Source organism: Neisseria sp. HMSC070H10, assembly GCF_001837635.1.
Taxonomy (GTDB): Bacteria; Pseudomonadota; Gammaproteobacteria; order Burkholderiales; family Neisseriaceae; genus Neisseria; species Neisseria subflava_A.
The window spans coordinates 23165-30310 of record NZ_KV833384.1 but is presented as its reverse complement, the minus strand read 5'-3'; the positions used below and the strand labels follow the sequence as shown (position 1 = coordinate 30310).

General features: G+C 45.9%; 8 protein-coding genes and 1 pseudogene. 3 read left to right on the top strand and 6 right to left on the bottom strand.

Features of this window, described 5'->3' with window-relative positions:
• The 3 genes and pseudogenes from HMPREF2606_RS08425 to HMPREF2606_RS08415 form a co-directional block, all read right to left on the bottom strand.
• A pseudogene (locus tag HMPREF2606_RS08425) lies at positions 1-346 on the bottom strand (aldo/keto reductase); the annotation flags it as partial.
• 187 nt (positions 347-533) lie between these two features.
• Positions 534-1283 (bottom strand): adenylate/guanylate cyclase domain-containing protein, encoded by a 750-nt coding sequence (locus tag HMPREF2606_RS08420; RefSeq protein WP_004520322.1) that lies wholly within the window; start codon positions 1281-1283, stop codon positions 534-536.
• Positions 1284-1292: 9 nt separating this feature from the next.
• A complete protein-coding gene (locus tag HMPREF2606_RS08415; protein WP_004520321.1) occupies positions 1293-1853 on the bottom strand; it encodes a Pycsar system effector family protein in 561 nt (186 codons plus the stop codon).
• 177 nt (positions 1854-2030) lie between these two features.
• On the opposite strand from HMPREF2606_RS08415, the gene HMPREF2606_RS08410 reads away from it, so the two are divergent.
• Positions 2031-2465, top strand: coding sequence for a LysR substrate-binding domain-containing protein (locus tag HMPREF2606_RS08410; protein ID WP_004520320.1), 435 nt, complete (start codon positions 2031-2033; stop codon positions 2463-2465).
• Between the two features lie 110 nt (positions 2466-2575).
• Here HMPREF2606_RS08410 and rlmB read toward each other — a convergent pair whose 3' ends face one another.
• The 3 genes from rlmB to HMPREF2606_RS08395 all read right to left on the bottom strand — a co-directional run bounded on the left by rlmB (position 2576) and on the right by HMPREF2606_RS08395 (position 4403).
• Positions 2576-3325, bottom strand: a complete 750-nt coding sequence (gene rlmB / locus HMPREF2606_RS08405; RefSeq protein WP_004520319.1) for a 23S rRNA (guanosine(2251)-2'-O)-methyltransferase RlmB — start codon at positions 3323-3325, stop codon at positions 2576-2578.
• Positions 3326-3387: 62 nt separating this feature from the next.
• Positions 3388-3696, bottom strand: a complete 309-nt coding sequence (locus tag HMPREF2606_RS08400; RefSeq protein ID WP_003680717.1) for an AzlD family protein — start codon at positions 3694-3696, stop codon at positions 3388-3390.
• Positions 3693-4403 (bottom strand): AzlC family ABC transporter permease, encoded by a 711-nt coding sequence (locus HMPREF2606_RS08395; protein WP_004520318.1) that lies wholly within the window; start codon positions 4401-4403, stop codon positions 3693-3695. The genes HMPREF2606_RS08400 and HMPREF2606_RS08395 overlap by 4 nt, the downstream gene beginning before the upstream one ends.
• Before the next feature lie 100 nt (positions 4404-4503).
• Between HMPREF2606_RS08395 and HMPREF2606_RS08390 the strand changes: the two genes are divergently transcribed.
• Together HMPREF2606_RS08390 and HMPREF2606_RS08385 are read left to right on the top strand one after the other, a co-directional pair.
• The gene (locus HMPREF2606_RS08390; protein ID WP_003746557.1) at positions 4504-5478 is read left to right on the top strand and encodes a PhoH family protein; all 975 of its coding nucleotides are present in this window, start codon (positions 4504-4506) and stop codon (positions 5476-5478) included.
• Between the two features lie 121 nt (positions 5479-5599).
• On the top strand, positions 5600-6586 hold the full coding sequence (locus tag HMPREF2606_RS08385) for a malate dehydrogenase (RefSeq protein WP_070843515.1): 987 nt from the start codon (positions 5600-5602) through the stop codon (positions 6584-6586).
• Positions 6587-7146 lie beyond the last annotated feature (560 nt).

Here is a 7146-nt window from a genome sequence, read left to right as displayed (position 1 = left end):
GTTTGGCAATTTCTGCTTTGTCTTCATCACTGAGGGCAAAGTCAAAAACATTCAAGTTTTCCGCCATGCGTTCAGGTTTGGTGGATTTTGCCAACACGATGATGTCGCGCTCAATCAGCCAGCGGGTAATCACCTGCGCCACGGATTTGCCGTATTTTGCGCCGATTTTGCTTAACACAGGATTGTGGAAAATATCGTTTTTGCCTTCGGCAAACGGCGCCCACGCTTCCACGGCGATGCCTTCTGCCTGCAAAGCGGCAACGACTTCGGTTTTTTGTTGGAACGGGTTGATTTCAATCTGATTGGCTTGCGGCATCACTTTATTGAATATCCCTAAATCCACCGCGTGGGCGAAAATTTTGAAGTTTTTAAAGTTTGAAAAACGCTTGGGAACTTGACCGCACTTTTTACGTGGAGATAAGGGAAAGGTCGTCTGAAAAACTAAATCCGTTTTCAGATGACCTTTTAACAATAAAAGCGCGGATGTTTACACTATCGGTAATGGAACTATAATTTACTTTCGGTAAATATTCTTATACATTAGAATTAATCCACTCATCAAAAGCAGGTTTTATAACACTTGCATTATATGCAATATCTATATTAGGCATGGGATCGTCTATAGATGTAAACCATTTTTCAACATCTTTTTTACTGTTTCTAGCTTTTAATCCATCAATAAAATTAATATATGATAGCGATGAATACATTAATCTACGGTAATCATCTTTATCTCCTAATGACGAAAGATTAGATGCTTCAGTAACAGCTTTTCCAATCCATACTTTTTCATTAATTCCAACACCTTTTCGTCCTGTTTTAATGACTAAATCACATCCTGTTGACATTCCTATTCCTACTCGAATAGGATCAATCCCTCTTTGCTCTAACATCTTATTAAACATATTGATAAATGTGTTTGCATAGAAGGTTTTATCTGCGCATTTCAATTCATCACTTTTTAGAGGCGTATTGTAAATTGCATAAACGCAATCCCCACGAATACCTATCTCAAGCATGAATCCATCATCATCTCTTAGTATTTCAATCAGTTCAGAAATAAATGCTCTGATTACTTTTGCAGTTTCCTCCTGATTCTTGCTTGTAAATAATCTACTTGAATCCCGAATATCTATAAAAATACTGGTTAACCATGTCCTGTATCCATTTTCAAAAGTAAAATTACCATCTACTGGTAATTTTTTCTTTTTTTCTATGATCATATGATTATCTAGAATACTTTCTACTCGGTTTTTTCCCTGTATATAGTCATACTCTGACATTGTTATCTCCTATTTCTGAAAAATGTAAAGCCACGAAACCAATAAAAAAATAATGCTTATACCACTTATTTTTACTCCCTTATTATAATTTTTAAATTTTTGTTCACAAATCTTGGAGTTGATATATATTTGTGAAACTAAATCTTCAATGTATTTATTCAAATTAGTCGCTTCAAGACGGTTTAAATAGGCTTGTTGGTTCCTGTTTGATGCAATATGCCCGAAGAAAATATTAGATTTTCTATCCTCGTTATTGGTTATTTTTGCCATCAAGGCCTTGCTTAGAAAGTAAAGTCCAATTATGAAACATATAGCTGATACCAAAAATATAAGCATAAAAATAAATAAAACGACTTCATCTGTTCTATTTCTAGGATTTGCACAAAAAACACTTTTTATAAATTCTGTTGTGGGTGTTTTTAAAGTAGATAAAATGGTTAAAATAGCGCCAAAAAATGAGAACCAAAATGATACTTTGGTATCACAATTTGAAATAAACCCAATAATCCTATCAAGAGTTAAATGCAATTTATCCGTATCGTCTGATAATTTCCATTGTTGCTTATGCATTTTTTTACCTTTAATTTTTTATTTATTCAAATATTTGGGGAATATAATGATAATTCAATAGTTACTACAAAAATAATTTTCTCAATAGAATAAATTTCGTATCAATGCCCCTGTGATAGCGGTAGAAGCCGCGTTGTACCCGAAATTAAAGCCGATTTTGAACCAATACCCGAAGAGATGATTGCCGTACCGATTTCTGCGCCGTTCAAAATGGCGTTGGTCGCCTCATCCGATTATTTGGCGCAATACGGTTCACCGAAAAATATTGATGATTTGCAGCAGCACCGCCTTATCGGTGCGAAGCTCTCCGCTGAACACGGCACGGAGATGCAGTGGGAATTCAAATACAAAAAAGAGCTGATTACGTTCACGCCAAAATCGCAGTTTTCCATCAATAATCATCTGCGCCTGCAAGCCGTTTCAGACGGCCTTGGCATTGCGTGGATAGCACACATGAGCGTAGCGGATGCTCTCAATTCGGGGCACCTAGTCGAGGTGTTGCCTGAATACGCCATCACTTATGATCCGTTTTACCTCTATTACCCCAGCCGCCGCGGGCATTCGAATGTGTTTAAGTTGATTGTGGATGCGCTGCGGGTGGAGGTCGTCTGAAAATGCAAAAGCAGCCTGAGTTTCGTTTGCCGAAATGCAGGCTGCTTTCAAATAATCTCAATATGTCCGTCTGATTTTCAGACGACGTTTTCAGTTCATAAACCTAAACGTTATTTTTCCGATTTCAACACGCGTTGACGGCGGGTTTCGCTCAATACCATGCCTGCGCTGACGGAAACGTTCATGCTTTCTACCGTGCCAAACATCGGAATCGATACCAGCATATCGCAATGTTCGCGTGTCAATCGTCGCATGCCTTCGCCTTCGTTGCCCATTACCCAGGCCACGCTGTCGGGCAGGTCGCAGTGGTAAAGGTCGGAGTCGCCGCCCATATCCGTACCGACAATCCAAATGCCGTATTCTTTCAATTCACGCAAAGTACGGGCAAGATTGGTTACGGTAATATACGGCACGGTTTCCGCCGCGCCACAGGCAACTTTGCTGACAGTCGCATTCAGGCCGGCGCTTTTGTCTTTGGGCGCAATCACGGCATGCACGCCCATCGCATCGGCAGTACGCAGGCACGCGCCGAGGTTGTGCGGATCGGTAATGCCGTCCAATACCAGCAAAAACGGCGGTTCACTCAGATTTTCCAACACATCCTCCAAGTGAACATGGTTTTTGGAAGCATCGATAAACCCGACCACGCCCTGATGACGCGCCCCTTTGCTGATGGCATTCAGGCGGTCGGCATCGGCAAAATGCACGCGCACGTTTTCAGAGGCCGCTTTATCCAATACATCGCGGGTTCGCGCATCGGATTTGCCCTCTTGGATATAGAGTTCGGTAATCGATTTCGGGTTTTGCCACAAACGGGCATTGACGGCGTGAAAGCCATAGATGAGTCGTTGGTTTGCCATGTTTTTGCTTTATCAAAAAATTCAGACGGCCATTATAACAAGTAAGGCCGTCTGAAAATTTTTTATTTCATCAAATAACCGAGTATGCCCGAAGTACCAACGCCGATTAATACCGTCACCAACATCGAAAACCGGCTAGCCGCCAATACCGTCAAAGCAATGGCAATCAGCTCATGTGGTTTGTCCGACACAAAATAAGGCGCAATCACGGAAATCAACACGCAACCCGGCGCGGCCTCCATCACCACTTGCGCGCGACGGCTTAACGTACGGTTGCGCAATGCAAAAAAGCCGATTAATCGGGTTGAATAAGTAACGGCCAACATACTTAAAAACAGCAAAAACGATTGCAGCGACAACAAATCCTTCATTTTTGCTCTCCCAAAAAATACGCCGCCAACAAACCCGACAACGCTCCGGCCGGAACATACCATGCGCCATCCACGGTCAAATAAGTTGCGCACGCCACAATCAGGCTGACAAACCAAGGGCGTGAAGCCGCAAAGCTCTTCCACATACCGCGCAACAACACCAAAAACACCGCCGGAAACGCCATGCCGAAGCCCCATGCCGCCACATCGCCGAACATCGGGCCGACCGCCGCACCAAACGCCGCAAAACCAATCCAAGTTACATACAAAATAAAGCACACGCCGGCATAAAACGGCATATTGAACGCAGGCAAACCTGCCGCCTTACGCTTTTGAATTTCAGCAAACGCCATTGCCCAGCTTTCATCACACATCACAAACAGCGCAGGCATCGCCTTTTTCAGCGGCATATCCCTCATATACGGAGCGATCGCCGCACCCATCAAAATATGGCGCGAATTAATCATAAACGTTACCGTTGCAATCAGCAGAATCGGCAAAGGATTTGCCCACAAATTGACTGCGGCGAATTCCGAACCTCCGGCAAAGTTCATGCCCGTCATCAGCAGCATTTCCAGCCAACTCATGCCCTTCTGCCCGCCCTGCATACCCAAAATCAGCGCCCACGGCAACAGGCCGATCAGCATGGGCGAGGTTTCTTTGATACCACGCAGAAATTCAGATTGGGGAGAAGCAGTGTGATTCATTTTAATTGAAACGGTTTATTAAAAAGAAGCGACGTATTATAAAGCATGCCGTCTGAACAAGGGTATAATACGGAAAAATAGATTTATTACGGAAACCGATATGACCCACACCGTCCATCTGCAGTTTGAAGAAATTGACAATACCGTGTTGCAACGCCTGTGCGGCGCGCTCGACAGCAATCTCGAAGCCTTAGGCAAAGCCCTTGATATCCAAATTAGCCGCCGCTTCGAACATTTCACCTTCATGGGCGAACTGGCACACGCCGGCCGCCGTGCCTTGCTATCGCTTGCCGAAGCCGCAGAAAAAGGCGACTTGGACGACAACGCCATCAGCCTCGCGGCCGTCGAAGCCAAAACCGCAGATGAGAAACACGAAGAAAAACACCACGACCAACAATACTATTTCCGCACCAAACGCGGCAGCATCGGCGGCCGCACCCCGCGCCAAAACGGCTATATCCGCGCCTTGCTCAACCACGATGTCGTGTTCGGCTTAGGCCCTGCCGGTACGGGTAAGACCTATCTTGCCGTTGCCGCCGCCGTCGATGCCATGGAAAAACACCAAATCGAACGCATCGTTTTGGTGCGTCCCGCAGTCGAAGCAGGCGAAAAACTCGGCTTCCTGCCCGGCGATTTGGCACAAAAAGTCGATCCCTACCTGAGACCGCTTTACGATGCGCTTTATGATTTAATGGGCTTCGACCGCGTAACTAAACTGATGGAAAAAGGTTTGATTGAAATTGCACCGCTGGCCTATATGCGCGGCCGCACCTTAAATGGCGCGTATGTCATTTTGGACGAAGCGCAAAACACCACCCCCGAACAAATGAAAATGTTCCTGACCCGTATCGGCTTCGGTGCCAAAGCAGTCATTACCGGCGACATCAGCCAAATCGACCTGCCGCGCAACATCAAATCCGGCTTGAAAGATGCACGCGAAAAACTGCGCGACGTAGAAGGCCTGTATTTCCACACCTTCACCAGCGAAGACGTTGTCCGCCATCCTTTGGTGCAAAAAATCGTCGAAGCCTATGAAGCTGCCGAAGAACAAGCTGAAAAGAAAAACGACGAATAATCTTTTCAAATACTTAAGGCCGTCTGAAAATCAAATTTCAGACGGCCTTCCTACATCATTCGGCACATAATACTGCTATAATCCGAAAACCAAGTAAAACAACGACTTCAAAAGGAAAAATATGACCCTCAAGCCACCCGTCCGAATCGCCGTAACCGGCGCAGCAGGCCAAATCGCCTACGCCACCCTCTTCCGTATCGCCGGCGGCATCATGCTCGGACGCGACCAACCCGTTATCCTGCAACTGCTCGACCTGCCGCAGGCGCAACAAGCATTGCGCGGCGTGATTATGGAAATGCAGGATTGCGCCTTCCCCCTCCTAGCCGACATCTTCGCCACAGACGATCCCGAAGTCGCCTTCAAAGATGCCGACATCGCCCTCTTGATTGGTGCACGCCCGCGTACGCAAGGTATGGAACGCGCCGACTTACTGCACGCCAACGCCGAAATTTTCAAAGTACAAGGCGCGGCGTTGAACAAAGTTGCCCATCGCAACGTCAAAGTCCTCGTCGTCGGCAACCCGGCCAACACCAACGCCTACATCGCCATGAAGTCTGCACCCGACATCCCGCCGGAAAATTTCACCGCCCTGATGCGTCTCGACCACCACCGCGCCGTCAGCCAAATTGCCGAAAAAATCAACCGCCCGATTACTTCCATTGAGCAAATGTGCGTCTGGGGCAACCACAGCCCGACCATGTACGCCGACTACCGCTACGCCACCAGCAACGGCGAGTCCGTCCAAGACATGATTACCGAACCCGACTGGAACACCAAAGTCTTCATGCCGAAAATCGCCGGACGCGGTGCCGCCATTATCGCCGCGCGCGGCTCATCATCCGCAGCCTCCGCCGCCAATGCCGCCATCTACCACCTGCGCGACTGGCTGCTCGGCAGCAGCGGCAAATGGGTAACAATGGGCGTTCCGTCAGACGGCTCTTACGGCATTCCCGAAGGTTTGGTTTTCGGCTTCCCCGTCATTTGTGACGAAGGCAGCTACCGCATCGTCCAAGGCTTAGATTTGTCAGACGAATTCAGCCAAAACCGTATTGCCGCCACACTGGCCGAATTAGAAGAAGAACGTTCAGCCATCCAGGATCTACTCTAAAACAAAGGCCGTCTGAAAACCAAATTTCAGACGGCCTAAATAATTAAATGTCCATTCTACAATCATTTTTAAAAGCTAGAATGGAATTCTTTGTCCTTGTTTATCTTTAAGATGCCATTGACCTGCCGGTGTACAACCGCCGCCACTACCGCCGACAGCATAATGATCACAATTCGGATCAAGCCGTTTCCCTTGAGAATATGAACTATTTGTCAAACTGTCCCCATCAAAGGAACTGCATGAGCCGGTGAAAGCTACGCAAAACAGGATTAAAAATTTCTTCAACATTCACATCACCTTTTTACACCCCAAAATTGCAGCTTGAATAAAGTTCCCACGGTATCAGTATAAGCCATACATTGTGCGAGCAAAAAGAGCCAACCCTTCCTTACTCACGGTTGTATTGCCAGCGATATATATACCAAAATTTCATCTGCCATCACTCAAAGAAAAACTACTGCCAGAAATTTGGAATACACATCTAATGCAATTAAAAACATATAAAATAGTTATCAAACTAATTTTATAAACATGTGACAAATTTTTTGCAACTTTGTTTC